This is a genomic window from Streptomyces sp. NPDC001880 (assembly GCF_053594575.1).
On the sequence record NZ_JBSFET010000013.1, the window covers coordinates 92,976 to 118,846 of the forward strand.

Here is a 25,871-nt window from a genome sequence, read left to right on the forward strand (position 1 = left end):
CCATGCCCCCTGGCTCACCCAGGAACATTCCCGGAACGCGCTGAGAGTGGCCGAGAGCGTGCAGGGCCGATGGACCGTACTGCGCATACGCGGCGAGCTGGATCTGGTGACATCGCCCGCCGTGCGCCAGTCCGTCCACGACGCGGTCGCCGAGGGCCGCCACGACGTGGTGCTCGACCTCTCCGAGGTCCTGTTCTGCGATTCCAGCGGCGTCGGCGTGCTGATCGCCGCCCGCCGGCTGATGCGCTCCTGCGGGGGCCGGCTGCGGCTGATCCTGCCGGCCCGGGGCGCGGAGGAGGGCTCCCACGTCAACCGGGTCCTCGCCGCCCTCGGCGTACGCCGTCTCTTCGAGGTCTACCCCGACCGGTACGCGGCCGTCGACGAGCGGTCCCGGCCGCTCTCCGCGTGAGGCCGTCCCGGGCGCGGCGGACCGGACCGGGGCGCGATGGCCGGTTCGTGACATCGGCGGAGCGAGTAATTGACACGTGACGCCTCCCGGCGTCGTACGCTCCCCGCATGGACAGCGCAGAGTACGAGCGCAAGATCGCCTTCCGCTTCGCCGCCTTCGACCAGGACGGCAACGGATACATCGATCGCGCCGATTTCAATGCCGCCGCCGCCCGTCTGCTCGCCGAATTCGGCACGACGGCGCGCTGCGACGAGGGCCAGGCGCTCTACACCGGGGCCGAGGCGTTCTGGCAGGGCATGGCGGGCATCGCCGATGTCGACGGGGACCAGCGCGTCACCCGTGAGGAGTTCGTGGGCGGGGCCGTGAAACGGCTGCGCGACAACCCGCAGCGCTTCGCGGAGATCGCCCGCCCCTTCCTGCGCGCGGCGATCGCCGTGGCGGACCGGGACCACCGGAGCGCCGCCTCCGTCCCCGCCGTGGAGCGGGTGCTGCGGGTGCTGGGTGCCGACGCCGGGACGGCACAGCTCGCGGCACGGGCCCTGGACGCGGACCAGGACGGCACGATCACCGAGGACCAGGCGGTGTCGGCGTTCGCCGACTACTTCACGGTGTTCGCCCCGGACGCGTAGGGCCGGGAGGGGCGGGGCGCCGCCCCGCCCCTCCCGTCAGGCGAACTGCTCCCGCAGCCGGTACTTCAGCACCTTGCGCAGGGCCTCGTTGCGCGGCAGCGCCGCCACCACCTCCAGCCGCTCCGGCAGCTTGTGCACGGAGAGCCCCTCGCTCCGCAGATACCCCGTGATCTGCGCCAGCGTCAGCGGCGCTGCGCCCGTCGGCTGTTCCACGACCGCGCAGACCAGCTCGCCCCGCTCCGGGTCCGGGAGCCCGATCACCGCCGCGTCCCCGACGTCCGGGTGACGGTGCAGCAGGTCCTCTATCTCCTTGGCGGAGATGTTCTCGCCCTTGCGGATGATGATGTCCTTCAGCCGCCCGGTGAGCACCAGATGCCCGCTCTCCCTGAGATGGCCGACGTCGCCGGTGATCAGGAAGCCCTCCGCGTCGAACGCCGCCGTGGACGCCGCGGGGTCCAGATAGCCCGCGCAGACGGCCTCCCCGCGCAGCCGCACCTCGCCGTCCGTGCCGCAGGGCAGCGGCTTGCCGTCCTCGTCGGTGATCCGGATCTCCATGCCCGCGGGCGGCCGCCCCTCCGTCTCGGCGAGGTGTTCCACCGTGTCGTCGGGGGCGCCCATCGTGATCATGGGGACCTCGGTCATCCCGTATCCGTGGGTGAGCTGGACGTCCATCTCCCGTACCGCCGCGTGGTAGATCTCCGGCGGCTTCGGTGCCCCGCCGCCCGCCAGCAGCCGCAGGGTGGGGATCAGTCTGCGGTCCGGGGCCTTGCGCTGCTCGGTCAGGAACATCGAGTAGAACGCCGTGGAGCCGCCCGCGACCGTCACCCCGTGCCGGCGGTAGCCCTCCAGCGCGTCCGGCATCGCGAAGTGTTCGAAGAGGACCGCGGGGAAGCCGTACAGGAGCAGCATCACCGTGTAGTCGGGCCCGGCGACATGGGCGAAGGGGAACGCCATCGAGCCGATGTCGTCGGCCGACAGACGCAGCGCGTGGGCCAGGCAGGAGCCGGCCGAGATCAGGCTGCGGTCGGTGTGCAGCACCCCCTTCGGGTCGGAGGTGGTGCCCGAGGTCCAGTAGATCCAGCGCACCGCCGTGCCGTCGGCGGGCGGCGGCGGGAGCACCGACGGATCGCCGTCCGGCAGGGAGGCGTACGCCTCGAACACCACCGGCGGCCGGTCCGTCGCCAGCCGTCCGGCCATCGCGATGTGGTCGAAACCGCGCCAGGTACCCGGTACGGCGAAGAACTCCGCCTTCGACTCGCGCAGCGCGAACCCCACCTCGCGGTCCCGGTAGAAGGGGATGACCGGCGACTGCACCGCCCCGATCCGGGTCAGCGCGAACGACAGCAGCACCGTCTCGATCCGGGTCGGCAGCTGCCAGGCGACGACGCCGCCGGGCCGCACGCCCATCTCCCACAGCCCGGCCGCGACCCGCTCGCCGCGGGTGCGCAGCTCGCCGAAGGTCAGGGTGCGGTCGTCCTGGATCAGGAACGGGCGGTCCGGGGTCAGGCCGGCCCGGCGTTCTACGAGTTCCCAGAAGGTGCCCGATGCACCCAGGGCGTGCGCGGTTTCGGTCACGGCGAACCCCTCACAGCTGACGGACAGTCAGATAGTGCGGAGAGCGTAGAGCGCTGCGCCTTGTCGGTCCAGGGGTGCGGGGCTAGCCTGAGGTCGACGTCAATCTGACGGGTCATCAGAAATGTGTGCGCCGAAGGGGACACCATGACGGAACTGCCTCGGATCGTCAGCGTCGACGACCATGTGATCGAGCCGCCGCACCTCTTCTCGACCTGGCTGCCCGCCAAGTACCGCGAGCGCGGTCCGCAGCCGCTCACCGCGGGCATCGGCGAGCTGGCGTACACGGGCGGCAAGTACGTCATCACGATGGACCCGGACGGCCCGCCCACCGACTGGTGGATCTACGAGGACCTGAAGTTCCCGTACAAGCGCAACATCGCGGCCGTCGGCTTCGACCGCGACGACATGACGCTGGAGGGGATCACCCGGGCGGAGATGCGACCCGGCTGCTGGGACCCGGCCGAGCGGCTCAAGGACATGGACCTCAACCACGTCGAGGCGAGCCTCTGCTTCCCCACCTTCCCGCGCTTCTGCGGCCAGACCTTCGCCGAGGCCCACGACAAGGAGGTCGCGCTCGCCTGCGTGCGCGCCTACAACGACTGGATGGTGGAGGAGTGGTGCGGCGACAGCGGCGGCCGGCTCATCCCGCTCTGCATCATCCCGCTCTGGGACATCGACCTGGCCGTCGCCGAGATCAGGCGGAACGCGGCACGCGGGGTGCGGGCGGTGACCTTCTCGGAGATCCCCACCCATCTCGGACTGCCGTCGATCCACACCGGCTACTGGGACCCGTTCTTCGCCGTCTGCCAGGAGACCGGCACGGTGGTCAACATGCACATCGGGTCCAGCTCCCAGATGCCCGCCGCCTCGCCGGACGCCCCGCCCGCCGTGCAGGCCAGCCTCTCCTTCAACAACGCCATGGCCTCGATGATGGACTTCCTGTTCAGCGGGGTCCTGGTGAAGTACCCCCGGCTGAAACTCGCCTACAGCGAGGGCCAGATGGGCTGGATCCCCTACGCCCTGGAGCGCGCCGACGACGTCTGGGAGGAGCACCGGGCCTGGGGCGGGGTGCGCGGTCTGATCCCCGAGCCGCCGTCCACGTACTACTACCGGCAGATCTTCTGCTGCTTCTTCCGCGACAAGCACGGCGTCGCCTCGCTCGACGTCGTCGGACGGGACAACGCCACCTTCGAGACCGACTACCCGCACGTGGACTCGACCTTCCCGCACACCAAGGAGGTCGCCCTCGACCACGTCAAGGGGCTGGACGACGAGACCGTCTACAAACTGATGCGCGGAAACGCGATCCGGATGCTCGGTCTGGACCTGGACCGGGACCGCGAGAAGTAGGCCCGCGATGGACCTCGCGTACACGGAGGAGGAACAGGAGTTCCGGGCGCGGCTGCGCGAGTGGCTGGCCGCCGTGCTCCCGGGTCTGCCGGCGAAGCCCGGCCCCGACGACTGGCCGGGGCGCCGCGCGTACGACACGGCCTGGCAGCGGATGCTGTACGACGCGGGCTACGCGGGCCTGCACTGGCCCGTCGACGCGGGCGGCCGGGGCGCGACCCCGACCCAGCACCTGATCTTCCTGGAGGAGACGGAACGGGCCGGGGCCCCGTACGTCGGCGCGAACTTCGTCGGGCTGCTGCACGCCGGCCCGACGATCGCCGCCGAGGGCACCGCGGAGCAGCGGGCCCGCTGGCTGCCGCCGGTGCTGCGCGGCGACGAGATCTGGTGCCAGGGGTTCAGCGAGCCCGAGGCCGGGTCGGACCTCGCCGCGCTGCGGACCAGGGCGGTGCGCGACGGCGACCACTACGTGGTGAGCGGCAGCAAGATCTGGACCTCGCACGCCGAGGTCGCCGACTGGTGCGAGCTGCTGGTGCGTACGGACCCGGCGGCGCCCCGGCACCGCGGGATCAGCTGGCTCGCGATGGAGATGGACGCCCCCGGGGTCACCGTCCGCCCGCTGCGCACCCTCGCCGGGTCGACCGAGTTCGCCGAGATGTTCCTCGACGAGGTGCGGGTGCCCGTCTCCCACCGCGTCGGCGCGGAGAACGACGGCTGGCGGGTCACCATGGTCACCCTCTCCTTCGAACGCGGCACGGCCTTCGTCGGCGAGGTCGTCGCCTGCCGCCGCACCCTGGCGGCACTGGCGGCCGAGGCCCGGAGCACCGGACGCTGGGACGACCCGGTCCTGCGCCGCCGGCTGGGCAGGCTGAACGCCGAGTTCCGGGCGCTGTGGCGGCTCACCCAGTGGAACGTGAGCGAGGCGCAGCGGGCCGGGGGCGGCGGCGTGCCCGGGACCGGCGGCTCGGTCTTCAAGCTGCGCTACTCGCACGCCCGCCAGGAGCTGTACGAGGCGGCGGCCGAGGTGCTCGGCGCGGACGGTGCGGACCTGGACCGGGAGTGGGTCCTGGACCGGCTCTCCTCGCTCTCGTACACCGTCGCCGCCGGCACCTCGCAGATCCAGTGGAACATCGTCGCCGAACGCATACTCGGCCTGCCGAAGGGGCGCTGACGCACTCATGGACTTCCAGCTCTCGGACGACCAGCGGGCCCTGCGGGCGGGGGTGCGCGAACTCCTCGCCGGGCGCTTCGGCAGGGACCGGATGCGGGCCGCGCTCGACGCCGGTACCGGCGTCGACCGGGCGCTGTGGCGGGAGCTCGGCGAAGCCGGGTTCTTCGCGCTGCGGCTGCCGGAGGCGGAGGGCGGTGTCGGTCTCGGGCTGCCCGAAGCGGTCCTGCTCTTCGAGGAGGCGGGGCGCTCGCTGCTGCCGGGGCCGCTGATCGCCACCCATCTCGCCGCCGGTTCGGTGAAGGGCGCGGCGCGCGGTGAGGCGGTGGTCGCCGTGCTCGACGCGGGGCAGCCGGTGGCGCACCTGGGGGAGGCGGACGCGCTGCTCGTACTCGCCTCGGGGGACGCGACGCGGGCCTCGGTCGGCACGCTGCGGGACGCCGCACCGGTACGGGACGCGGCGGGCCCGGTACGGTCGGCCGACCCGTTCACGCCCCTGTGGCGGGTCGCGGACCCGGTGGAGGCGGGCGAGCAGCTGCCCGGGGCCGGGCGGCTGCGCGAGGAGGGCGCCCTGCTCGCCGCCGCCGAACAGCTCGGCAGCGCCGCCCGGACGACCGAGATGGCGGTCCAACACGCCGGTACGCGCGAACAGTTCGGCGCGCCCATCGGCTCCTTCCAGGCGGTCAAACATCTGTGCGCCGGGATGCTCGTCCGCGCCGAACTGGCCCGCAGCGCCGTGTACGCGGCGGCCGTGACCGCGGACCCGGTCGAGATCGCGGGTGCCAAACTGCTCGCCGACGACGCGGCGGTCCGCAATGCGCGCGACTGCCTCCAGGTGCACGGCGGCATGGGCTTCACCTGGGAGTCCGACGTACATCTGCACCTCAAGCGGGCCTGGCTGCGGTCCGGGCAGTGGCTGACGGCGGCGGCGGCCGAGGAGGTGCTTGCGGGGGACCTGTGCTGAAGCCGGACGGGTTCCGTGCAGGCTTCCGGCGCCCGGAAGCGGGGCAACGCCTGACGCGGGAAGGTGACAGGCAGCGCCGTGAGCTTCACGCTGCGGAGTTACGCAGTGCAGTCGATGGGCGCGGGCGCCTTCCTGCGCCCATCACGTAGTCCGTCACGGGGCGGAGTCGGCGCCGGGCTCGGGTACGCTCCGTGGGATGCGACAGGAACTGGAACCGGGCGATCCGGGTGTTGCCCGTGCGGTGACTCCGGCCCGGCAGAGGCGCTCTGCTCGCTGTCCAGGCAGAAGCGTCGGACGTGCCCGGGAGGCGGCTTCCGCGGCCGCCTGCGTGCGCCTCTGTTCGACTCCCCGCAACGTGCGTCGCACAGTATGCATCACGCGTACTCCTTCGCGCTGGAATATGCCCGAAGCGCTTGTTGCGGTGACTGTACGTCAACCATGCTGTCTCGCAGGGGAGTCACGTTCCGTGACCCCGAGGAGGCGCGAGGCGATGTGTCCGCCGGTTCGGATGGTGTGAGCGGTGCAGGTGCTTCAGGTTCAGCTGGAAGTCGGGCCGGATCCCGCGGAGGTCGGGCGGGCCCGTAGATGGGCCCGGTCGAGACTGGTCGGGTCCGGGATACGGGATGACGAGCCGCTGGCCGAGACGCTCATCCTGCTGATCTCGGAGCTGGTCACCAACGCGGTGGTGCACACCGGGTGTCCGGCCGTGCTGCGCATGCTGTTCGGCCTGACCGGCGCGGCGGGTGTGGCCGGGACCGTCCGGGTCGAGGTGGCCGACGCCAGTTGCCGCCCGCCGCAGCCGCGCCACGCAGCGGGCGAGGACACCAACGGCCGGGGCCTGGAGCTGGTCGACGGCCTCGCCGACCGCTGGGGCTGGCAGCCGGAGGGCGCGGGCAAGCGCATCTGGTGCGAGGTCGACCGGGGCGCGCCGCTGATCCAGCTGCCCTCGCACTTCGGCGCGCAGGGCACGGGCGAGGCGGACCGCGATGTGCGCAAGGTTTCGCGCGCTGCGACACATCTTGCATAAAGGTTAAAGCACTTGCATAAAGGTTAAAGCAGTCGTTCCGGGCGGTCAGAGGATCGCGACCGGCGCCACCGGCGTACCGGTCGCGCCGACGAACGGTTCCGGCATCGCGGAGAGCAGGAAGGCGTACCGCCGCTCCTGTGCACAGGCTGTGGACAGCGTCTCCAGGTTCCAGTTCTGGCCCTGGAGCATGCCCATCTCGACCAGGTCCAGCGCGTGCACCCCCAGCCACAGATCGTCGATCTCCGGCGGGAAGATCTCGAAGGTCAGGGTGTCGTTGGCGACCGCCGCCACATCGCGGGCGCGGAACCACTCGGGCGTCCGGACCGAAAGGCCGGGCGAGGGGTAGCCGTACGCGTGCTTGTCGCCCGCCAGGAACACCTGCACCTGCCCCGTCCGTACGAGCACGATGTCGCCGGACCGGACGCGTACCCCCGCCAGCTCCTCGGCCGCCTCCAGGTCCTCGGGGGTGACGGCGTGGTCGCCGGGCAGCCGGTCCGCACCCAGGGCGCGCGCCACATCCAGCAGAACCCCGCGCGAGACGATGTGCGGGGCCTTGTCGATCCCACTGAACTCCGCGCCGCCGTGTGCGGTGATCGTCGCGGCAGGGCGGCCGTTGTAGATCCTCCCGGAGTGCGAGGCATGGGTGAGGGCGTCCCAGTGGGTGGCCGTCTGCAGGCTCAGGACCGCGGTGTCGTCGCTGGTGGCGACGGTGCCGGGGCCGAAGAGTTCCTGGTTGATCTGGACCATGGTGTGCAGCGGATTGATCCGCCCGGGGATCAGCCCGCTCTGTACGCCGTCCTGCCGGAGGGGGAGCGCGAGCGGTATCCGCAGACCGCTGCGGACGGTGGCGGCGGCCTCGCGCACCACGGCGTCGGTGATCAGGTTGAGCGTCCCGATCTCGTCGTCGGCGCCCCAGCGGCCCCAGTTGTTGACCCGCTTCGCGATGTCGTGGAACTCGGCCGGCAGTGACATGGCGCCTCCTGGGGCTTGTGCTCGTGGACCTGATGGCCCATAAAATCTAACGGTCCGTCAGAAACCGCGGGAAGGGGCCGGGCATGGGGAACTTCTTGGCAGGCAAGGTGGTGGCCGTGACGGGTGCCGGGCGCGGCATCGGGCGGGCGGTCGCGCTCGCGGCGGCGGCCGAGGGGGCGCGGGTCGTCGTCAACGACTACGGCGTCTCCATCGAGGGCGGCGAGCCGAGCAGCGAGGTCGCCGAGTCGGTCGTCAAGGAGATCGAGGCGGCGGGCGGCGAGGCGGTGGCGGTCGCCGACGACATTTCCACGATGGCCGGCGGACAGCGGATCGTGGACACGGCGCTCGCACGGTTCGGGCGGATCGACGGGGTCGTCTGCGTGGCCGGGATCCTGCGGGAACGGATGCTGTTCAACATGTCCGAGGAGGAGTGGGACCCGGTGGTCGCCACCCACCTCAAGGGCACCTTCACCGTCTTCCGGGCCGCGTCGGCGGTGATGCGCAAGCAGGACGGCGGCGGCACCCTGATCGGCTTCACCAGCGGCAACCACCAGGGCAGCGTCGCCCAGGCCAACTACAGCGCCGCGAAGGGCGGGATCATCTCGCTGGTCCGGAGCGCGGCGCTCGGCCTGCACAAGTACGGCGTCACGGCCAACGCCGTCGCCCCGGTCGCCCGCACCCGGATGTCCGCCAACGTCCCCATGGAACTCAAGGAGATCGGCGAGCCGGAGGACGTGGCGGCGCTCGTCGTCTACCTGCTCAGCGACCGGGCCCGCCAGGAGAAGATCACCGGCCAGGTGTACACGGTGGCGGGGCCGAAGATCGCGGTCTGGGCCCAGCCGAGGGAGCTGCGGGCCGGATACGTGGAGGGGGCGTGGACCCCGGAACGGATCGCGGACTTCCTGCCGGGGACGGTGGGCACCGACCCGATGCCGATGCTGGCCCGGCTGGAGGAGATGGCCGCGGCGGCGGCGGCGAAGGCCCGGCCGAACGCGTGAGGCCCTGGACGGCGAGCGGCAACGGTCAGGAGGCACCGTGGACTTCAGCTTCGGCCCCGACGACACCGCCTTCCGCGAGGAAGCCCGTGCCTGGCTGGAAGCGCACCTCGTCGGCGCGTACGCGGCGGCGGCCGGCACCGGCGGACCCGGCAGCGAGCACGAGGGCTTCGCGGTCCGCCGCGCCTGGGAGCGCGAACTGGGCCGCGACGGCTGGGTCGGCCTCGGCTGGGAGAGCCACGGCGCCGGTCACGGCAACCGCCGTGCGACCCTCACCCAGCAGGTCGTCTGGGCCGAGGAGTACGCCCGCGCCGCCGCCCCCGCCCGGGTCGGCCACATCGGCGAGAACCTCCTCGCCCCGACCCTGATCGCCTACGGCAGCGAGGAACAGCAGCGCCGCTTCCTGCCCGCCGTGGCACGCGGCGACGCGCTCTGGTGCCAGGGGTACAGCGAGCCGGACGCCGGATCGGACCTCGCCGCGGTCCGCACGGCCGCGGTGCCCGACCGGAGCACCGGCGGCCACCGCGTGACCGGGCAGAAGATCTGGACGTCGCTCGCGCAGGAGGCCGACTGGTGCTTCGTGCTGGCCCGTACGGAGCCGGGCTCCCGCCGGCACCACGGCCTGTCGTTCCTGCTCGTGCCGATGGACCAGCCCGGCAGGATCGAGGTGCGGCCGATCCGTCAGATGTCGGGGACCAGCGAGTTCAACGAGGTCTTCTTCGACGGGGCGCACGCCGAGGAGTGCGTCGGCGGCGAGGGCAACGGCTGGACCGTCGCCATGGGCCTGCTGGCCCTGGAGCGCGGCGTCTCCACGCTCGTCCAGCAGATCGGCTTCGCCGCCGAACTGGACCGGGTGGTCCGCACGGCCGTCGACAGCGGCGCCGTCACCGACCCGGTCCTGCGCGAACGCCTCGTACACCAGTGGGCCCAGCTGCGGACCATGCGCTGGAACGCCCTGCGCACCCTCGGCTCCACCGGCGACCCCGGCGCGCCCAGCGTGGCCAAACTGCTCTGGGGCGGCTGGCACAAGCGGCTGGGCGAGCTGGCCGTGCAGGTCAGGGGCGCGGCGGCGGCCGTCGGCCCGGACGACTGGTCGGCGAAGGAACCGTACGGACTCGACGAGGCACAGCGCCTGTTCCTGTTCACCCGGTCCGACACCATCTACGGCGGCTCGGACGAGATCCAGCGGAACATCATCGCCGAGCGGGTGCTCGGCCTACCGAGGGAGCCGAGATGAGAGGCGTCGTCTTCGACGGCAAGCGGACCGAGGTCGTCGACGATCTGGAGATACGCGGTCCGGGCCCCGGCGAGGTGCTGGTGAGGGTGGCCGCGGCCGGGCTGTGCCACAGCGACCTCTCGGTCATCGACGGGACGATCCCGTTCCCGTCGCCGGTGGTGCTCGGGCACGAGGGCGCGGGCGTGGTCGAGGCGGTCGGCGCGGGCGTCTCCCATGTGAAGCCCGGCGACCATGTGTCGCTGTCCACACTGGCCAACTGCGGGGCCTGCGCCCAGTGCGACCGGGGGCGCCCGACCATGTGCCGCAAGGCGATCGGGATGCCGGGGCAGCCGTTCGTACGGCGCGGCAAGCCGCTGTACCAGTTCGCGTCCAACTCGGCCTTCGCCGAACGGACCCTGGTCAAGGCCGTGCAGGCGGTGAAGATCCCGGCGGACATCCCGCTGACCTCCGCGGCCCTGATCGGCTGCGGGGTGCTGACGGGCGTCGGAGCCGTGCTCAACCGGGCGAAGGTCGACCGGGGCGACACGGTCGTGGTCATCGGCACCGGCGGCATCGGGCTCAATGTGATCCAGGGCGCCCGGATCGCGGGCGCGCTGACGATCGTCGCCGTCGACGCCAACCCGGCGAAGGAGGCGGCGGCCCGGCAGTTCGGCGCGACGCACTTCCTGACCTCGGCGGACGGCGTGCGGGAGATTCTGCCGGGCGGCGCCGACCACGCCTTCGAGTGCGTGGGCCGTACGGAACTGATCCGTACCGCGATCGACCTGCTGGACCGGCACGGCCAGGCGATCCTGCTGGGCGTCCCGGCCGCGACGGCGGAGGCCTCGTTCCTCGTCTCGTCGATGTACCTGGACAAGTCGATCCTCGGCTGCCGCTACGGCTCCTCGCGCCCGCAGCGCGACATCGCGCTCTACGCGGAGCTGTACCGGGAGGGCCGGCTGCTCCTGGACGAACTCGTCACCGCCACCTACCCGGTGGAGGACTTCGCCAAGGCGGCGGACGACGCGCACCACGGCCGGGTGGCACGGGGCGTGCTGGTGTTCTGACCCCCCCCGGGCGGCGCCCCTCAGGCCCTTTTCCTGGCGCGGAAGGTGCGGCGGCCGGTTCGCCGGTGAGCCCGCCCTCCGGGTGGACCGGGCCGAGGGGAGCGCCCCGACCCCTCACCGCTGGCTCGTACGACGTGGTCCGGTACGCGTCGGGGGCGCTGTGTGCGACGGCGGCGCCGACGGCACTGGGATCCGCCGGGTGAAGGCGCCGTCGGACACCGTCGTCGGGCCCGGCCGACGACGGGCCCTTCGGGCTGCGTGTGTCACGGGGTGGGGCCCCGGTGCGCGCTCACCGCGCGCTCACCCGTCGAGGGGCCCGAAGCGCCCGAACACCCCCCGGTGGAACAGCAGCGGATCGGCCTCGTCCACCGCGCCCAGTGCCTCCACCCGGCCGACGACGATCAGATGGTCGCCCCCGGTGTGGACGGCCTGGATGCGGCAGTCGACCCAGGCCGGTACGGAGTCCAGCAGCGGAGACCCGGTCACCGGGGCGGGTGCGTACGCCACCCCCGCGAACTTGTCCGCGCCGCTCACCGCGAAGCTCCGGCACAGCGCGCCCTGGCCCGCGCCGAGGATGTTGACGCAGAAGACCCCGGCGCGTGCGATGCGCGGCCAGGTCGTCGACGTACGGGCGACCATGAACGTGACCAGTGGCGGGTCGAGGGAGAGCGAGGCGAACGACTGGCAGGCGAAGCCCGCCGGGCCCTGCGCGTCGTCCGGGTCGTGCGCGGTGACGATGGTGACGCCGCTGGCGAAGCTCCCCAGCACGCGGCGGAATTCGCCCGGGTCCACGGGCGGCCGCTCACCGTCGGCCACGGCTCGCAGATGCGGGCGCGGCAGCGGATCGACCGGTGCCGGTCCGGCGGTGGTGGCGGCGCCGACGGACCTGAGGTACCGGACGGCGATGGCGGCCATGCCTGCGTGTCCCATCATCCTTCGATTAGAGCTGACACTCCATCAGATGGGAAGGCGCGTGGACCGGCAGCTTGAACATGCCGGTGCGCGGAGGGTGCATGGCCCTGCCTGGGACCAGGCGATCCGGGCGAGGCGCACCGCGCGCAGGGCCGGGAGCGGCGGACGCCGGGCAGCAGTCCCGCGAGCAGGGTTCACCCCTGACGATCGTCAGGGGTGAACCCTGCCGTTCGGCCCGGGTCCGCGACCTCCCGCCGCCCCTAGGTTCACCTCCCATGAGACGAGAAACCGGAAGCAGAACCCGGACCGGGCAGCCGAGGCCCCTGCTCGCCTGCGCCGCCCTGGCCGCAGGGGCGGCGGCCGTCCTGGCGCTCGCCCCGGGCGGACTGGGTACGGACCGTGCCGTGGAGGTGACGGACGGCGCCTCGGCCTCCGTCTACCGCTCGGTGAACCGGGCGGTGGCCGACGCGCCCTCCTGGACGGGACCGCTGCTGGAGGCGGCCACCGACGGCACCCTGGTGGTCCTCGGCCTGCTGCTGGTGTGGGCCTGGTGGAGCGCCGTACGCCGGGGGGACACCCGGATGTCCGCCGGCACCGTGCTCACCGGCATCGGCACCGTGACGGCGTACGCGGTCAGTGAGGCGACGAAGCTGGTGGTGGACGAGGAGCGCCCCTGCCGGGCCCTGCACGGCATCGCGGAGACGGCCGCCGAGTGCCCGCCGCCCGGCGACTGGTCCTTCCCGAGCAACCATGCCACCCTGGCCGCCGGCCTCGCGGTGGGCCTGGCCGTGCTGCGCCCGCGCCTGGCCGCCGTCACCCTGCCGGTGGGCGCGGTGGCGGCCCTGCTGCGGGTCGCGGTGGGGGCGCACTATCCGCACGACGTGCTGGCCGGCGCGGTCCTGGGGGCCTCGGTGGTGGCGGCCGTACTGCTCGCGTTCCTGCCGCTCGCCCGGAGTGCGGCGTCAGCGATCGAGCGGCGGCTGCGCGGGCGCGACGATTCCGGCCTCGTGGGCGACGACGGCCGCGGCGGCCCGGTTGTCCACGCCCAGCCGGGCCAGGATGGAGCTCACGTGCGCCTTGACCGTCCCTTCCACCAGATGGAGCCGCCGGGCGATCTGCCCGTTGGACAGCCCGCTGCCGAGGAAGGCCAGTACGTCGCGTTCCCGGGCGGTGAGAGCGCCGACCCGTTCCCGGGCGGCGGTGCGCCGGCCGGCCAGGGCGCCCGCACCCGTCGCCGAGAGATGGGCGACGACCCGCGCCGCGACCTTCGGTGACAGATAGGCGGCCCCGTCGGCCACCGCGCGGACCCCCGCGATCAGTTCCTCGGGCTCGCCCGACTTGATCAGGAAACCGGCGGCGCCGCCTCCGAGCGCCTGGAGGATGTAGTCGTCCTCGCCGAAGGTCGTGAGCATCACGACCCCCGTCCGCGGCACGGTGCGCCGGATCTCGGCCGCCGCCTCGATGCCGTTCGTCCCGGGCATCCGGATGTCGAGCACGGCGACGTCCGGGCGGTGGCGGCGTACCAGCTCCACGGCGTCGTGTCCGTCGGCGGCCTCGGCGACGACGTCGATGTCCGGGTCGGTGGACAGCACGGAGCGCACCCCCGCGCGGATCATCGGCTCGTCGTCGGCGATCAGCACCCGGATCACCGTCCGCTCACCGTTCCTTCTGCGTGGGGCGCGCTCATGGGGTCAGGGCCTCCTTGGACATCAGCCGGCCGTCCCGGAAGCAGAGCCGGTAGGCGTCCCCGGACCGGTCGTCGAAGCGGTCCGCCGTCATCGCGTAGTACGCGCATCCGATGCCCTCTCCCTCCGGTTCCCCGGCCACCGGCCGCTGCGTGGTCTCCCGGTCGGGCAGCAGCCGCTCGACCGCATCCCGATCCTGTCCCACCCGCAGCCGGGCGTAGTCGCCGGGGTCCAGCACGGAGAGCTGGGCCGAGCGGATGTCCCAGGCCATCAGGGCTCCGCTCAGCCCCGCCCATGCCACCAGGGGCAGCACCACCGCGAGGGCCAGTGCCCGGCGGGCGCGGCTGCGGGCGTGCCGGTGCTCCGGGGGCAGGGGCGGCGGGGTGGGCCGCGGTGCGGCGGGCGGCCGGAGGGCGGGCGGGGCGTGCGGAATCCGTGCGGTGACGGCGAAGCCGCCCCCGTACGGGCCGTGGGTGAAGGTGCCACCGGTCAGCCGCACCCGTTCGTCGAGCCCGATCAGCCCCCGCCCGGTGCCCGGTACGTCCTCGGCGCGGGCCGGTGCGGGGGCGGGCCCGTTCTCCACCCGTACCGTCGTCGCCTCGGCCGTGTGCGTCACCCGCACCTCCACCGGCGCCCGCGGCGCGTGCTTGGCCGCGTTGGTCAGGGCCTCCTGGACCACCCGGTGGGCGGCGCGTGCGGCCGACTCGGGCAGGGCGCCGGCGTCCCCCTCGACCCGCAGGCCCACCGCGAGCCCGGCGGCCGCGGCCTCCTCGACCAGCCGGGGAATGCCGGTGCCGGGCGGCTGCGGCGGCTCGTCGTCCGTCTCCTCGCGCAGCAGGCCGATCACCTCGCCGAGCCGCTCCACGGACGCCGCCGCGCGGGCCCGGATCTCCCCGGCCGCGGCCCGGTGCGCCTCGTCGAGTCCGGGGGTCAGCTTGAGGGCGCCGGCCGACAGGGCGATGAGACTGAGGTCGTGCCCGAGGACATCGTGCATGTCCTGGGCGATCCGGGCCCGTTCGCGGGACCGGGCCTGCTCGGCGACGAGCTGCTGTTCGCGCTCCAGCCGAGCCGCCCGCTCCCAGCCCGCCCGGACGAGCTCCTGGTACTGGCGCCAGAAGCGCCCCGCGAACCACGGCAGCATCGCCGCCACCGCCACCACCGCGACGTACCGCCCCGCCATCAGCAGCCAGGACGGCACCAGGGCCACCGCCACCACCCCGCCGGCCACCAACGCGACGAGCACGAGGACCACGGGCCCGGTCCTCCCCGGCTCCCGGCCCGCGAAGAACGCCGCCGCGGCAGCGGGCAGCGCCCACCACGCGCTGACCGCGCTCAGCCCGACACAGACCGCCGCGCCGACGGCCAGAAGATTCCCCGGCGCGACAAGGGTTCGCCGGACCGCACCGATCGACATCACTCTCTCCACCCGGACGACCGTACGCAGCCGCCGAGCGCCCCGACACTGCCGAAAGTCACGTCGAGCAGTTCGGGATCAAGGTCACCGTCGTGCAGATGGGCGGCTACGCCACGGGCCTGTTCACCTCCGACACCACGGCGACCGCTCCCGACCCCGCCCACGACGACGCACCCGCCTGACGGAGATGTGGGGCGACGACGCGGGCCCGGACCCGAGCGAGGCGGCCCCCGCGCTCCTGCGCCTGGCCGCCCTGCCGGACCCACCGCGCCGCCTGATCCTCGGCGGCCGGTCGTTCGGCATGGTCCTGGAGATGAACCGCGCCCGCGAGGAGCAGTACCGCGCCCGGGAATCCCTCAGCCGCACGGCCCGGGGTGAGCGCACCCGATGGCGACCGCACCGGGTTGCGGGCCGTTGCTCTGAGTGGTCGGAGCGGCTGAGCGGGAGGAGATGCCGACATGACCAGTGCGCGTCCGTTCGACCTGGACACCAGCGCCCTGTCACCCGCGTGACAGGGCGAAACACGCCCTAGATCCCCCGGTACTTCGGCGCCCGCCGTTCCACGAAGCTCGCCACGCCCTCGTTGGCGTCCTGCGTCGTCATGTTGATCTCCTGGGCCATGGCCTCGGCGGCGAAGGCCGTCGCGCGGTCGGCGTCCATCGACGCGTTGACGAGCTGCTTGGTGAGAGCGATCGAGCGGGTCGGCCCCTCGGCCAGCCGCTGCGCCCACGCCCGAGCGGTATCCGCCAACTCGCCGTCCGGTACGACCCGGTTGACCAGCCCCAGTCGTTGTGCCTCCGCCGCCGGGAGCGAATCGCCGAAGAACATCAGCTCCTTGGCGCGCTGCGGGCCGATCAGCCGCGGCAGCAGATACGCGCCACCGCCGTCGGGCACGAGACCCCGGCGTACGAACACCTCGATGAACTTCGCCGATTCGGCGGCCAGCACCAGATCGCAGGCGAACGCCAGGTGGGCGCCGATGCCGGCCGCCGTGCCGTTGACGGCCGCGACGACGGGCTTCTCGCAGTCCAGGACCGCGGCGATCAGCCGCTGCGCGCCGAGCCGGATCGTACGGGCCACATCGCCCGGCACCCGCTCGCCGGTCGCCGGGGCACCGCGCAGGTCGGCGCCCGCACAGAAACCGCGGCCGGTGGCGGTGAGGACGACGGCCCGGACCGCCGGGTCGGCGGAGGCCTCGGCGAGCAGGCCGATGACGCGTTCCCGCTGCTCCCAGGTGACGGCGTTCATCGCCTCGGGACGGTTGAGCGTGATCCAGCAGACGCCGTTGTCGGTGGCGTGCAGTACCCATGAGTGGAGCGGGTCGGCGGACTCGGTGATGTCTTCGGGGGAGGACGGCATGAGGCAGCTCCTGGTCGGGTGGGTCGGGCGATGGCGCCGACGGCGGCGCGGCCGGCTGGGGAACGACCGGTCAGCGGCAGACGGCGAGCGCGTCCAGCGCCACCGCGCCCTGCCCCCGGCCCAGCACCATCAGCGGGTTGATGTCCAGTTCGGTGAGGTCGTCGCCCAGTTCCAGCGCCATCCGCTGCACCCGCAGCACGACCTCGACGAGCGCGTCCACATCCACCGGCGGACCTCCGCGCACGCCCTCCAGCAGTGCCCGGCCGCGCAGTTCGCCCAGCATCGACCGCGCCTGGTCCTCGCCGAACGGCGGCACCCGCACCGCCGCGTCGTGCAGCACCTCGACCAGCACGCCACCGAGACCGACCGTCACCGTCGGCCCGAACAGCGCGTCCTGAGTGACGCCGACGACCATCTCGACGCCCCGCTCGACCATCTGGCAGACCAGGATCCCGTCCAGCTCGACGCCCTCGTACCGCGCGATGTCGGTCAGTTCGCGGTACGCGTCGCGCACCTGGCTCGCGGAGGTGAGCCCGACCTTGACCAGGCCCAGTTCGGTCTTGTGCGCGAGCCGGGCGCCCGACGCCTTCATGACCACCGGGTAGCCGACCAGCCCCGCGGCCCGGACGGACGCCGCGGCGCTGGTCACCAACTGCTCGCGCGGTACGCGGATTCCGTACGCCCGCAGCAGCTGCTTCGCCGCGTGCTCGCTCAGCTGGTGGCCCGGACGCAGCAGTGCCTGCGCCTTGCGGAACGAGGGCGAGGGCGTGCGGGGCGCCTCGTCGAAGGGGGAGCGGTAGGAGGCGGCGAACCGGTGGTGGTCCAGGTAGGCCTTCACGGCGGTGATGCAGTTGCCGAAGGTGCGGAAGGTGGCGACGCGGGACGAGCCGAGCAGCGTCGTGCGGTACGCCTCCTCCGTGCCCACGGGCGAGCCCCACACCACGCACACCAGCTTGTCCGTGGTCTCCGCCGCGTCCACCAGGTCCTGCGCGAGCTTGTCGCTCATCGGGGGGAAGGGGCCGGTGATCGGGCAGATCAGCACTCCGACGTCCGGGTCGGCGAGTATCGCGTCGATGATCTTCCGGCCGCGCCAGTCGCCGACCGGATGACCGCCGTTGTCGACCGGATTCGCCACGTTCAGATAGCCGGGGATCCACTCGTGCAGCTCGCGCTGCTTCGCCTCGGAGAGGGTGGGCAGGCTCAGCCCGGCCCCGGTCGCCAGGTCCGAGAAGTGCGCGCCCGTGCCACCCGAGATCGAATACACGACGACCCCCTCGGCCTGCGGCTTACGTGCCCGCGCGAGCAGCGCCGCGGTGTCCTGGAGCTCGTCGAGCCCGTCCACCCGGATCACACCGAACTGCCGCATCGCCGCGTCCACCACCTGGTCGGCGCCGGTCAGCTTGCCGGTGTGTGACGCGGCCATCCTGGCCCCCGTCTCCGTACGCCCCACCTTGACCGCCACGACCGGGACCCCGGCCCGCGCCGCCCGGTCCGCGGCCAGCAGGAAGGAGCGCCCGTCCTTGAGCCCCTCCACATAACATGCGATGGCCCCGACCTCGGGGCGCTGCGAGAAGTACGAGATGAAATCGGCGGTCTCCAGATCCGCCTCGTTGCCCGTGGGTGCCCAGTGGGAGAGCCGCACACCCAGCTCCTGAAGGGTGTAGACGGGGCGGCCCTGGTGGCCGGACTGGGTGATCAGCGCGATGGCCGGCCCGTCCAGATCGTCCCGGAACTTCTCGAAGGCGTTGAGGTTGGTGTTCGGCCCGAGCAGCCGCAGCCCGGACCGTTCCACCGCCGTGGCCAGCCGTGCCTGGGCGGCGGCGCCCTCCTCCCCGGTCTCGGCGAACCCGGAGGCGAAGGCGACCGCGAACCGCACCTTGGCCTGCGCGAGTTCCTCGATCACCGGGAGCGGATCGCCGACCAGCAGCACCGCCAGATCGACCTGCTCCGGCAGCTCCGCGACGGAAGGAGAACAAGCCCGCCCGAACACGGACTTCCTGGTGGGGTGCACGGGATACAGCCGTGCCCCGACCCGCTCGGCCCAGCCGATCAGCTGCCGGGTGATGCCGGTGTTGGGCCGTCCCTCGGTGTCGGACGCGCCGACGACGGCCACGGACCCGGGCCGGAAGAACCGGTCCAGGTCCGGTACGGCCGCGTGCAGCGGCCGGCCGCTGACGTCCAGGACGCACTCCGTGGCGGCATCGACCGTCATGCTGTGGACGGCGGCGTGCGGCTCTTCGCCGCAGGCCACCACCCTGGCGCGGAAGTCGGTGGTGAGGGTGCCGTGAGTCGATCCAAGCATCGTTCCGCCCACTCCTGCTCTAGGTCCGTCGGGTGATCGTGCCCGGCCAGCCAAAAGCTGACGCTCTGTCAGGTTACTGAACTGACGGCTCGTCAGGAATGGGTGTGCAGGCAAAGGCTGGACGAGAGCCGGGTGCCGACGAGTCGACGACCCCCGCATCGGCGTACGCCGCACCCTCGTCGCGGACCTGCCAGAACCGCCGGCACGTCCGGCGGGCCTGCTCACTCACCGTCTCACCACCCTCCTGCCGCCACCCCTGCCCACCGCCCCGGTCGAAGTGGCCGCGCCGCGCCGAGCCCCCTGCAGAACTGCGACGGCTGCGACCGGGCCTTCCGCGCCCCCGAGCCGGGCCGCTGCCGCGAGTGCCGATCCGACCTGAAGGAGGCCGCCTGGTGGGTGTACCCGGCCAAGAGGTCGGTGCATCTGCTGCTGGGGTTGACCCTCACGTTGCGTGAGGGTCAACGATGAGGTGCATGAGCGATTTCTTCAACGCGTTTGAGATGAGCCCCGTGCCCACTCCCGGGCCGGATGCGGTTGCGCCGGAGCCGTTTCACGGCATCTACGGAATGCCGGCGTTCGTGACGATTCCGACGTCGGATCTGGCCGTGTCCACGGACTTCTGGGTGCGAGGGCTCGGGTTCTTCGAGTTGTTCAGCATTCCCGGCCAGGTGGTACACCTGCGCCGGTGGGCGTTCCAGGACGTGTTGCTCGTCCCGGCGGAGGGTGGTTCCGCGCAGACACAGGTGCCGGCGATGAGCGTGAGTTTCTCGTGTGTCCTGAGCGAGGTCGATCAGCTCGTCGAGGCGTGTCGTGGACTCGTTGCCGATAGCGTTACCGGCCCGCGTGACACTCCGTGGAACACTCGCGACATCGAAGTGATCACGCCCGAGCGGGCGCGGGTCGTGTTCACCGCCGCGAAGCGCCTCGTTCCCGGCAGCCGGGAGGCACGCGATCTCGAATCGGTCGGGATCGTCGCCCCGAAATCAATGGGTGAAGGCGACAATGGCGTTCATGACTGATCCCGAGCTCGACGGCGGTCTCACGGTGGGCGCGGCTGCCGAGCTCCTGGGGGTGACCGTCCGCACGTTGCACCACTGGGACGAGATCGGCCTGGCGTCGCCATCTGTCCGCACCGCGGCCGGGTACCGCCGCTACACCGACGCGGACCTGCAGCGGCTGCACCGGATCGTCGCCTATCGAGAGATCGGCCTCGGATTGGATGCGATCCGCGGGGTTCTCGACGACGCGACCACCGAGATCGGCGCCACCTTGCGTGAGCAACGCTCCCAGCTCGCCGAGCGGATGCACGACCTGCAACAGCTCGACGAACGCCTGGAACGGATGGCCGAGGCACACGAACGCGGAATCCTCCTGAGCGACGAAGAGCAGTCGGCAACGTTCGGTCCGGACTGGGATCCGCGCGGACCGGGACAGGCCCGCGTCGTCTGGGGAGACTCCCCGCAGTGGGCGCAGTTCGCCGAACGCTCCGCCTCCCGCACGCGCGAACAGTGGCGGACTCTCTCCGAGGCGATGTCCACGCTCCAGCGTGATCTGGGCGATGCGCTGGACCAGGGCGTCGCTCCGGGCAGTCCGGAGGCGAACGCGCTCGTCAAGCGCCACCGCGAGGTCTTCTCGAACTTCTTCCCGCTCACGCGGCAGATGCAGGTGTGTCTTGGGCGAATGTTCGAGTCCGACCCGGGCTTCGCGGCCCACTACGACGGCGTTCGTGCCGGGCTGGCCTCCTGGTTCCGGCAGATCATCGACGAGGCCGCTCGCGCTCACGGAATCGACCCCGACACGGCGACCTGGCAGTAGTGGCCCCGCACCACGTCAGCTCTCTCCGCTCGATCGCACTCGTTCGCGGTCGGCGGGTGGCCGGGTACACCTGGTGCCGCGGCAGGCAACGTTTGCGCGACGGGGCGAACGTTGTCTGCCGCGGCACCAGCCCGGGGGCGGAGCCGCACTGACCTGGCGGATGAGGACGACTACGCCATGGCCCGCTTCACCGCAGCCGGCATGGCGGGCTTCGAGGCGCAGGGGCCCCGCGCGTCGGCGGTCAACGGCCGGTGCGCGACGGCGCGTACGGGTATCGGCATGCCGGTCGTTTCCGGAAGCGGCGACCCATTCGGCAAGCGGCGGCCCACGCGGCCTCAGCCCCGGCGGGCCAGCCTCTTCGCGATCTTCCTCGCGTCCAGGGCCAGTTCGCGCAGCATGCCGCTGATCGGGTTGGTGAAGCCGGTGAAGTACAGGCCGGGAGCCTGCTTGGGGGTGCGGGCGCCGTGGACCACCGGCCGGCCCCGGGCGTCCAGTACGTCCAGGTGGCCGACCAGGCCCTCCAGCCCCCGCCGGTAGCCGGTCGCCGCGATCACCGCGTCCGGGGTGATCCGCTCGCCGTCGGCCAGCACGACCGTGTCCCCGTCGAACGACTCCACGGCCGCCACCGGCACCACCCGGCCGCGCTTCACCGCGTCGATCAGCCCCACGTCCTGCACCGGGATGGCGCCGTCCTTGACCCGTGAGTACAGGCCCGTGTCCGGGCGCGGCAGGCCCTGCGCGGCGAGGTCGGGCACGGCGACCCTGGCCATCAGGCCCGCGGCCCGGTCGACCAGCCGGACCGGCAGCCTGCGCACCAGGACGGCGGTCGACTGGGCGGGCCAGCCCGCGGTCGAGCGGCGCACGATGTGCGGCACGGTGCGCACGGCGATCCGTACCCGGGACGCCCCGCCCTCGACCAGGTCGACGGCGATCTCAGCGCCCGTGTTGCCGATGCCGACGACCAGGACGTCCTTGCCCGCATACGGGGCGGGATTGCGGTACTCGCAGGCGTGGACCAGATCGCCGGTGAAGGAGTCGAGTCCGGACCAGTCGGGGATGCGCGGGGTGTGGTTGAAGCCGGTGGCGACGACGACGGCCCGGCCGGTCAGCATCCGGCCGCCGGTCGCGGTCAGCTGCCAGCTCCTGCCGTCCGGGGCGCGGTCGACCCGGGACACCTCGACGCCCGTCACCACCTCCAGCTCATGGTGCTCGGCGTACTTGTCCAGATAGCGCACCACATCGTCCCTGGACACCCAGCGCCCGAACCGGCGAGGCATCGCGAGCCCCGGCAGCGCCGACCGGCGCCGGGTGGTGTGGAGGTGCAGCCGGTCGTAGTGACGGCGCCAGGACGCTCCCACGTTCCCGGACTTCTCCAGTACGACCGCTCGTACGCCCAGCTCGCGCAGGGCCGCGGCGGCGGCGAGACCGCCCGGACCGCCACCGATGACGTATACGGGCCGGTTCTCGGTGAGGCCGGTCTGGGCCGATATGGAGCTACCGGCGGTAGGGGCGCTGTCGGGCATGGTTCGGAGCGTAATCGCGCACCCGGTTGATGGGTCTCGGTCAAGACCGGAATCGATTGCGAATTGATCACGCGTTCAAGAGGATGCGCGCGACCTCTAAGCCATTTGCCGAATTATGGCCACTTCCTGCGCACTTCCTGGGTGCTCCCTGCATGCCTCTTGCGTGATTCGCTCACCATCGGGTGAACTGACGTACCGTCAGGTTCAGCGAACGGGAGGCCATGGGAGGCCCCATGCAGACGATCTGGCTCGGCGGAGCCGAGTGGCTCGCCGTTCTCCGGATAGGCCTCGGCCTGTGGTGGCTGGAGAGCTGGCGGCACAAGGACAAGAAGGGCTGGTTCGAGCGCGGCACGGGCATCGCCTGGGCCGCGGACGTCGCGGGCAAGCACCGCTGGGCGGCCGTGCGCACCGGATTCCGGCGGATCGTCGCCCCGCGCCCCAAGGTCATGGCCTACATCGTCGTATACGCCGAACTCGCCCTCGGGCTCGGCCTGATCGCCGGCTTCCTCACCCCCGTCGCACTGGTCGCGGGGCTCCTCCTCAACCTTCTCTATCTGGTGCTGATGATCCACGACTGGGCCGAGCAGGGGCAGAACACGATGATGGCGCTCATCTCGCTCGTCGCGCTGTTCGCGATGTCCTGGCAGACCTGGTCCCTCGACGAAGCGATCGGACTCTTCCTGTGACCGCGGCCGCCGTACGTTTCGACCTCCCCGAGCCCGACGCCTTCAGCCGCCCGTACTGGGACGCCGCCGCCCGGGGGCAGTTGCTGCTGCGCCGTTGCCGCGCCTGCGGACGCGCGCACCACTACCCGCGAGAGTTCTGCCCGCACTGCTGGAGCGAGGACGTCGCCTGGGAGCCGGCGAGCGGGGACGCCACGCTCTACACCTGGTCCGTCGTCCACCGCAACGACCTGCCGCCGTTCGGCGCCCGCGTTCCGTATGTCGCCGCGGTGGTCGACCTGGCCGAGGGGCCGCGGATGATGACGGAGATCGTGGGGTGCGAGGAGTCCGCTCTCGCCATCGGCATGGCGCTGCGGGTGGGCTTCCGTCAGGAGGAGGGGGAGGAGGCCGTTCCGGTCTTCCACCCCGGAGACTGCTGAGTGCGCTTCGCCGGGCGCGCTCTCAGGATTCGATGGCGCGCAGCTTGCGTCGTTCGAGGAAGTTCGGGTGGCGTACGACCACACCGCCCATGCCGCAGGAGCCCGTCAGCCGCAGGAGCGGGGCGCCGGGGGTCCGCGCTTCGGTGGTCTTGTCCTTCAGGCCGCCGATTCCCTGGTCCAGGTTGTCGGTGTGCACGGTCCAGCCCTCCGGGATCACGATCTTCACCCCGGCCATCTCGCCGCGTACTTCCAGTGCGATCTCGCGCAGCCGGCACTCGGCGCGGGTGAAGTCGATCCGGACGCCGCCGATGCCGCCCTTGGCGTGTATCACCGGGGGGACCTTCCAGACGCCCGAGCGCGTCACACCGTGCATGCCGCCCTTGAGGACCAGCGGCTCGCCGGCGGCCACCTCGATGGGGACCAGGTCCTCGGTGAGGGGCGCCAGTTCGGCGTAGGTCTTGGCGGAGAGCGCCTGCCCGAGCCGGGTGTCCAGCTCGTCCATGTCGATACGGCCCTCGGCGGCCGCCTCGCGCAACTGCTCTACCACCGCTTCGCGATCGGCATCCGAAGCACGCATGCGGGCGGCGGAACGGGCGGGCTCAGCAGTCATGGAAGCGATGATACGGGCGGGGGAGCCCTGGATCCCAGTGGTGGCGCAGCGCGCTGCGGCCCGGACGGCCTGTTCGGTCAGTGCCTGTCCGGCCCTCCCGCGTCACAGCCCCGGACGGCCTGTTCGGTCAGTGCCTGTCCGGCCCTCCCGCGTCACAGCCCCGGAGCCCCCCACACCGGGAACCACCGGGCAAGGTCCTTCTCCATCCGCAGGTCGTCCCCGAGTGCCGCCCTGACCTGCAACTCCAGCTGGTTGTCCCGCTTCTCGCCGCCGCCGGGCAGCGGGGCGAAGGGATAGAAGGTGCCGCGCTTGTAGAGGTAGACCAGGGCCAGCGGCCGGTCCCGCTCGTCCCGGAAGCCGACCAGCGAGCAGAGCAGGTGCGGGCCGAACCCGCCGTCCTGGAGCAGGGTGTTGACCGCGTGCAGGTCGTTGACCAGGGTGGCGGTGTCGTCGGCCGGACGGCGGGAGAGCAGCCAGGTGTAGCCGTACGCGTCCTGGCTGAACTCCACCGGGAGGCCACCGCGGCCGGTGTCGGCGTCGAGCAGCTCGCGTACGTCCTGCTGGAGGCGGGCGAAGGCGCCGCCCTCGACGCCCGCGAAGCAGACCGAGCCGAGACCGGTCGGTGTGAAGCCCGCGCCCGCCTGGAGGGTGAGGGCGGCGGAGGGTACGGCGAAGAGCTCGTCGAGGTCGGGGCGGACCGGCTTGCTGCGGCCGAGGATGGTGTCGAGAAGACCCATGGGGCGTCGCTCCTTGCGGGGACGGGGAGGGTGTTCCTCCGGGCGTCGCGTCGGCGTTGTTCCGGGCGTCGCTTCGGGCGTTGCTCACGGACGGGCGAGGTCGGCGGAGATGCGGGCCAGCTGGTCCAGGCGCTGTTCGAGGGTCGGGTGGGAGGAGAGCAGCCGGCTCAGGCTCTCCTTGGAGGAGAACGCAGGGACGAAGTAGAAGGCGTTGTACGGCTCCGCCTTGCGCAGGTCCTCGGTCGGGATGCGGGCCATCTGACCGGTCACCTTGGTCAGCGCGGAGGCGAGCGCGGAGGGGCGGCCGGTGAGCAGGGCGGCGGTACGGTCGGCGGAGAGTTCGCGGTAGCGGGAGAGCAGCCGGGTCAGCAGGAAGCTCAGGGCGTACACGACAGCGCTGACCAGCGGGATCAGCATGATCGCGATGCCGACCGGGTCGTTGCTGCGGCTGTTGCGGGAGAGCCCGCCCCACAGCGCGACCCGGGTGATGACGCCGGCGAGCACGCCGAGGAACGAGGCGATCGTCATGACGGCGACATCGCGGTGTGCGACATGCGACATCTCGTGCGCGAGCACGCCCTCCAGCTCCGGGGGCTCCAGTCTGCGCAGAAGCCCGGTGGTGGCGCAGACGAGCGCGGTCTTCTCGCTGCGGCCGGTCGCGAAGGCGTTCGGCACGTCGCTCCGCGCGATGGCCACGCGTGGTTTCGGCATATCGGCAAGAGCGCAGATCCGGTCGACGGCGCCGTGCAGCTCCGGCGCCTCCTCCGGGGTGACCTCACGGGCCCCCATGCTGAACGCCGCGATGCGGTCGCTGAACCAGAACTGCGCGATGAACATGCCGCCCACGAAGATCAGGACGATCGGCCAGGCGCCGCGCAGCACGGCGAGCAGTACGCCGACCAGGACCACGTACAACAGGCCGATCAGGAACATGGTGCCGACCATGCGTGTGGTCAGCCCGCTGTCCGGGGCGTAACGGGAACGGGTGCCCGTGCGGGTGCGGGAAAGGGCTCGGCTCATTTTCGCCTCCAGTCACCCTGATG

At 72.2% G+C, this 25,871-nt stretch carries 24 protein-coding genes and 2 pseudogenes; 15 read left to right on the forward strand and 11 right to left on the reverse strand.

Features of this window, described 5'->3' with window-relative positions:
* Positions 1-40 precede the first annotated feature (40 nt).
* Together ACWCQ6_RS11090 and ACWCQ6_RS11095 are read left to right on the forward strand one after the other, a co-directional pair.
* Entirely contained in the window at positions 41-409 is a 369-nt protein-coding gene (locus tag ACWCQ6_RS11090; RefSeq protein WP_451087821.1) for an STAS domain-containing protein, read from the forward strand.
* Positions 410-516: 107 nt separating this feature from the next.
* On the forward strand, positions 517-1,038 hold the full coding sequence (locus tag ACWCQ6_RS11095) for an EF-hand domain-containing protein (RefSeq protein ID WP_451087720.1): 522 nt from the start codon (positions 517-519) through the stop codon (positions 1,036-1,038).
* 36 nt (positions 1,039-1,074) lie between these two features.
* Here ACWCQ6_RS11095 and ACWCQ6_RS11100 read toward each other — a convergent pair whose 3' ends face one another.
* Positions 1,075-2,613, reverse strand: coding sequence for a class I adenylate-forming enzyme family protein (locus ACWCQ6_RS11100; protein WP_451087722.1), 1,539 nt, complete (start codon positions 2,611-2,613; stop codon positions 1,075-1,077).
* Between the two features lie 144 nt (positions 2,614-2,757).
* Between ACWCQ6_RS11100 and ACWCQ6_RS11105 the strand changes: the two genes are divergently transcribed.
* The 4 genes from ACWCQ6_RS11105 (at position 2,758) to ACWCQ6_RS11120 (ending at position 7,119) form a co-directional block, all read left to right on the forward strand.
* Complete coding sequence (locus ACWCQ6_RS11105) at positions 2,758-3,963, forward strand: amidohydrolase family protein (protein ID WP_451087724.1); 1,206 nt, start codon at positions 2,758-2,760, stop codon at positions 3,961-3,963.
* A 7-nt stretch (positions 3,964-3,970) separates the two neighbouring features.
* Positions 3,971-5,131, forward strand: a complete 1,161-nt coding sequence (locus tag ACWCQ6_RS11110) for an acyl-CoA dehydrogenase (RefSeq protein WP_451087726.1) — start codon at positions 3,971-3,973, stop codon at positions 5,129-5,131.
* Positions 5,132-5,138: 7 nt separating this feature from the next.
* Positions 5,139-6,092 carry an acyl-CoA dehydrogenase family protein gene (locus ACWCQ6_RS11115; protein WP_451087728.1) on the forward strand — a complete coding sequence of 318 codons (954 nt, stop codon included), beginning with the start codon at positions 5,139-5,141 and terminating at the stop codon, positions 6,090-6,092.
* A gap of 520 nt (positions 6,093-6,612) precedes the next feature.
* Positions 6,613-7,119, forward strand: a complete 507-nt coding sequence (locus ACWCQ6_RS11120) for an ATP-binding protein (RefSeq protein ID WP_451087730.1) — start codon at positions 6,613-6,615, stop codon at positions 7,117-7,119.
* Positions 7,120-7,164: 45 nt separating this feature from the next.
* Here ACWCQ6_RS11120 and ACWCQ6_RS11125 read toward each other — a convergent pair whose 3' ends face one another.
* Positions 7,165-8,091: a cyclase family protein gene (locus tag ACWCQ6_RS11125; RefSeq protein WP_451087732.1), complete on the reverse strand. Its 927-nt coding sequence runs from the start codon at positions 8,089-8,091 to the stop codon at positions 7,165-7,167.
* 83 nt (positions 8,092-8,174) lie between these two features.
* On the opposite strand from ACWCQ6_RS11125, the gene ACWCQ6_RS11130 reads away from it, so the two are divergent.
* From ACWCQ6_RS11130 to ACWCQ6_RS11140, 3 genes are read left to right on the forward strand one after another with little or no spacing between them, the layout of a single operon-like run.
* Positions 8,175-9,089 (forward strand): SDR family oxidoreductase, encoded by a 915-nt coding sequence (locus tag ACWCQ6_RS11130; protein WP_072485695.1) that lies wholly within the window; start codon positions 8,175-8,177, stop codon positions 9,087-9,089.
* A gap of 37 nt (positions 9,090-9,126) precedes the next feature.
* Complete coding sequence (locus tag ACWCQ6_RS11135) at positions 9,127-10,323, forward strand: acyl-CoA dehydrogenase family protein (protein ID WP_451087734.1); 1,197 nt, start codon at positions 9,127-9,129, stop codon at positions 10,321-10,323.
* Positions 10,320-11,369, forward strand: a complete 1,050-nt coding sequence (locus ACWCQ6_RS11140; protein ID WP_451087736.1) for a Zn-dependent alcohol dehydrogenase — start codon at positions 10,320-10,322, stop codon at positions 11,367-11,369. The genes ACWCQ6_RS11135 and ACWCQ6_RS11140 overlap by 4 nt, the downstream gene beginning before the upstream one ends.
* Positions 11,370-11,669: 300 nt before the next feature.
* On the opposite strand, the gene ACWCQ6_RS11145 is transcribed toward ACWCQ6_RS11140, so the two are convergent.
* Positions 11,670-12,284, reverse strand: a complete 615-nt coding sequence (locus ACWCQ6_RS11145; RefSeq protein ID WP_451087823.1) for a flavin reductase family protein — start codon at positions 12,282-12,284, stop codon at positions 11,670-11,672.
* 272 nt (positions 12,285-12,556) lie between these two features.
* Between ACWCQ6_RS11145 and ACWCQ6_RS11150 the strand changes: the two are divergent.
* Positions 12,557-13,264, forward strand: a pseudogene (locus tag ACWCQ6_RS11150) (phosphatase PAP2 family protein); the annotation flags it as partial.
* Here the strand turns inward: ACWCQ6_RS11150 and ACWCQ6_RS11155 are convergent.
* The 4 genes from ACWCQ6_RS11155 to ACWCQ6_RS11170 all read right to left on the reverse strand — a co-directional run bounded on the left by ACWCQ6_RS11155 (position 13,244) and on the right by ACWCQ6_RS11170 (position 19,041).
* Positions 13,244-13,930, reverse strand: a complete 687-nt coding sequence (locus ACWCQ6_RS11155; RefSeq protein WP_451087738.1) for a response regulator — start codon at positions 13,928-13,930, stop codon at positions 13,244-13,246. The pseudogene ACWCQ6_RS11150 and the gene ACWCQ6_RS11155 sit on opposite strands and share 21 nt — an antisense overlap.
* A 34-nt stretch (positions 13,931-13,964) precedes the next feature.
* Positions 13,965-15,392: a sensor histidine kinase gene (locus ACWCQ6_RS11160; protein ID WP_451087740.1), complete on the reverse strand. Its 1,428-nt coding sequence runs from the start codon at positions 15,390-15,392 to the stop codon at positions 13,965-13,967.
* 516 nt (positions 15,393-15,908) lie between these two features.
* Positions 15,909-16,739 carry an enoyl-CoA hydratase/isomerase family protein gene (locus ACWCQ6_RS11165; RefSeq protein WP_451087742.1) on the reverse strand — a complete coding sequence of 277 codons (831 nt, stop codon included), beginning with the start codon at positions 16,737-16,739 and terminating at the stop codon, positions 15,909-15,911.
* Positions 16,740-16,809: 70 nt separating this feature from the next.
* The gene (locus ACWCQ6_RS11170) at positions 16,810-19,041 is read right to left on the reverse strand and encodes an acetate--CoA ligase family protein (RefSeq protein ID WP_451087744.1); all 2,232 of its coding nucleotides are present in this window, start codon (positions 19,039-19,041) and stop codon (positions 16,810-16,812) included.
* A gap of 163 nt (positions 19,042-19,204) precedes the next feature.
* Between ACWCQ6_RS11170 and ACWCQ6_RS11175 the strand changes: the two are divergent.
* The 3 genes and pseudogenes from ACWCQ6_RS11175 to ACWCQ6_RS11185 all read left to right on the forward strand — a co-directional run.
* Positions 19,205-19,509, forward strand: a pseudogene (locus ACWCQ6_RS11175) (hypothetical protein); the annotation flags it as partial.
* Positions 19,510-19,514: 5 nt separating this feature from the next.
* Complete coding sequence (locus ACWCQ6_RS11180) at positions 19,515-20,060, forward strand: VOC family protein (RefSeq protein WP_451087746.1); 546 nt, start codon at positions 19,515-19,517, stop codon at positions 20,058-20,060.
* Positions 20,053-20,856 (forward strand): MerR family transcriptional regulator, encoded by an 804-nt coding sequence (locus tag ACWCQ6_RS11185; RefSeq protein WP_451087748.1) that lies wholly within the window; start codon positions 20,053-20,055, stop codon positions 20,854-20,856. The genes ACWCQ6_RS11180 and ACWCQ6_RS11185 overlap by 8 nt, the downstream gene beginning before the upstream one ends.
* Positions 20,857-21,191: 335 nt before the next feature.
* Here the strand turns inward: ACWCQ6_RS11185 and ACWCQ6_RS11190 are convergent, their stop codons facing one another.
* Positions 21,192-22,379, reverse strand: coding sequence for a flavin-containing monooxygenase (locus tag ACWCQ6_RS11190; RefSeq protein ID WP_451087750.1), 1,188 nt, complete (start codon positions 22,377-22,379; stop codon positions 21,192-21,194).
* Positions 22,380-22,612: 233 nt separating this feature from the next.
* On the opposite strand from ACWCQ6_RS11190, the gene ACWCQ6_RS11195 reads away from it, so the two are divergent.
* Positions 22,613-23,065 (forward strand): DoxX family protein, encoded by a 453-nt coding sequence (locus tag ACWCQ6_RS11195; protein WP_451087752.1) that lies wholly within the window; start codon positions 22,613-22,615, stop codon positions 23,063-23,065.
* Positions 23,062-23,481 carry a Zn-ribbon domain-containing OB-fold protein gene (locus tag ACWCQ6_RS11200; RefSeq protein WP_451087754.1) on the forward strand — a complete coding sequence of 140 codons (420 nt, stop codon included), beginning with the start codon at positions 23,062-23,064 and terminating at the stop codon, positions 23,479-23,481. Before ACWCQ6_RS11195 ends, ACWCQ6_RS11200 begins: the two co-directional genes overlap by 4 nt.
* Positions 23,482-23,503: 22 nt before the next feature.
* Here the strand turns inward: ACWCQ6_RS11200 and ACWCQ6_RS11205 are convergent, their stop codons facing one another.
* From ACWCQ6_RS11205 to htpX, 3 genes are all read right to left on the reverse strand, one after another.
* Complete coding sequence (locus ACWCQ6_RS11205; RefSeq protein ID WP_451087756.1) at positions 23,504-24,091, reverse strand: DUF1707 SHOCT-like domain-containing protein; 588 nt, start codon at positions 24,089-24,091, stop codon at positions 23,504-23,506.
* A gap of 152 nt (positions 24,092-24,243) precedes the next feature.
* A complete protein-coding gene (gene pspAB / locus ACWCQ6_RS11210) occupies positions 24,244-24,828 on the reverse strand; it encodes a PspA-associated protein PspAB (RefSeq protein ID WP_451087758.1) in 585 nt (194 codons plus the stop codon).
* Positions 24,829-24,912: 84 nt separating this feature from the next.
* A complete protein-coding gene (htpX, locus tag ACWCQ6_RS11215; RefSeq protein WP_451087760.1) occupies positions 24,913-25,848 on the reverse strand; it encodes a zinc metalloprotease HtpX in 936 nt (311 codons plus the stop codon).
* Positions 25,849-25,871: the final 23 nt, after the last annotated feature.